This window comes from Synechococcus sp. B60.1, from assembly GCF_047462555.1.
Taxonomy (GTDB): Bacteria; Cyanobacteriota; Cyanobacteriia; order Thermostichales; family Thermostichaceae; genus Thermostichus.
In genome coordinates this window covers 22,683-24,728 of record NZ_JANSJN010000007.1, presented here as the reverse complement: position 1 = coordinate 24,728, position 2,046 = coordinate 22,683, and the positions used below count along the sequence as shown (strand labels likewise).

The window sequence follows — 2,046 nt, the reverse complement described above, 5'->3', positions numbered from 1 at the left end:
ACCCAGTTCCGTTCCCTGCTCCCGCAGCGGGCGGGATGGGTCAACTTGGAAGCTGTTGATCCCTGCAACCTCTTCTGACCCTGTGCCGACGCTACAACTGGCCTCGCCAACTTCCGCGGCCTGGATCGAGCAGGCCATTCGCCACCTCGACCTGATTTTGCTAGATCACGCCAACTGCGAGAAGAAAGCAGCGGGCAATGCCCTCAGTTTGCTGTTTCGCTACCCGGCCAACGGGCGGCTGGTGGAAGCCCTTTCACCACTGGCGCGGGAGGAGCTGCAGCACTTTGAGCGGGTTCACCGGCACCTGCAACGGCTGGGGATCCCGATCAGGCCCCTCTCGGCTGCTCCCTATGCCAGCCGCCTCAACCAGCACCTACGCCGCTCCGAGCCGGAGCATCTCTTGGATGCACTGCTAGTGGCCGCCATCATCGAGGCCCGCAGCCACGAACGCCTAGGCCTGCTGGGGATCCACGTCCCCGACCCGGAGCTGCGGCAGTTTTACCTCTGGCTGGCGGCGGCTGAAGAGCGGCACTGGCAGTTGTATTTGGATCTGGCGCTAGAACAGTTCCCCGCCGAGCCGGTGCAGGAGCGGCTGGACGCTTTGCTGCAGGTGGAAGCCGAGATCCTCTCCACCCTTCACCCCGAGCCTCGTGTCCACAGCTAACCTCTCCCCTTCCCGTGCAACCCCATGTTCCAGGCAACGCGGCGGTGGCTGGCCCTCTGGTACACGGTGGTAACGGGGGTGTTTTTGTTGCTGTTTGCCGGCAGCTTCTACTGGTATGTGCAGTCAACCCTGATTGAGCGGGTGGACGACACGCTGGGCCATGTGGTGGAAATTGTCGAGCGCTCCCTGGTGGTGGACGAGAGCCTCTTGGACCCGCAGCAGGCCCGCCACAGCTTGGAAGCCAGCTTTCGGGATGATCCCAGCACCCTAGCAGACGACCACATCGACCTGGAGTGGTTTGATCCCCAGGGATCCCTCATCTGGTCCACCGTGCCCGGCGGCATCCCTGCCCCCCTGCTGACGGAGGGATCCCTGCACACCGCCCGCATCGCACCTGGGTATTGGCTGCGCCAGTTCACCGAGCCGATCCTGGCCAGTGGGAAGCTGCTGGGGTATTTGCGGGTCAGCCACCCCTGGTTTGAGGTGAGCAAGCCGACACGCCAGCTCATTCGGGATCTCAGCCTCTGGGTAGCGGCCAGTTTGGCCTGTGTAGGAGGAATCGGCTGGCTGCTCTCCGGTTTGGCCATGCAGCCCATCCGCCAGTCTTACCAGCAGCTCAAGCAATTTACCGCCGATGCCTCCCACGAGCTGCGCAGCCCCTTGGCCAGCATCCAGACCACGGTACAGGTGGCTTTGGCAGACTCCCAATTGGATGCCGACACCCGCCAGCGCTGGCAGATGGTGGAGCGGCTGTGCCTGCGGCTGGGCCGGCTGGTGGACGACCTGCTGTTTCTGGCCCGCCACGACAGCGGCATGGTGCCTTTCCAGCCCCGCTGCTGTGCCCTGGATGCTCTGCTGCTGCAGGTGGTGGAAGAGTTGCAGGGCTTGGCCAACCAGAAAGGGATCCGTCTAAAGCTGGATATGGCCGCCCCCCCAGAGGAGACGGGAGGGGATCCCTTTGCCTTTTGGGGAGATGAAGAGCAACTGGCCCGCCTGTTCACCAACCTAATCGAAAACGCCCTTCTCCACACCCCCCCCGGCGGCGAGGTGCAGGTGCGGCTAAAACAGCGGCTGCGCTCCGGATCCCCAGAACTGGTGCTGCAGGTGCAAGATACCGGGCCGGGGATCCCACCCCAGGCACTGCCCCACCTGTTCGACCGTTTCTACCGGGTGGATCCGGCCCGCAGCGGGGATCCCAATCGGCGGTCGGGCTCAGGTTTGGGGCTGGCCATTGTCAAAAGCATCGCCGAGCAGCACCGGGGACAGGTGCGGGTTGAGAGCAAGGTGGGGCAGGGATCCACCTTTGAGGTGATTTTGCCCCAGCGACGATTGGAAACTTGCACTCCAGAAACTGTCTAAAGGTGCTCTAGAAAACAGACAAT

General features: G+C 63.3%; 2 protein-coding genes. Both read left to right on the top strand.

The features are described from left to right. Positions 1–664: tRNA-(ms[2]io[6]A)-hydroxylase (locus tag NW863_RS01520; protein WP_414364001.1), on the top strand; the 664-nt coding region annotated here is incomplete at its 5' end. Between the two features lie 24 nt (positions 665–688). Beyond that, positions 689–2,023: a sensor histidine kinase gene (locus NW863_RS01515; RefSeq protein WP_414338314.1), complete on the top strand. Its 1,335-nt coding sequence runs from the start codon at positions 689–691 to the stop codon at positions 2,021–2,023. The last annotated feature ends 23 nt before the right edge of the window (positions 2,024–2,046 follow it).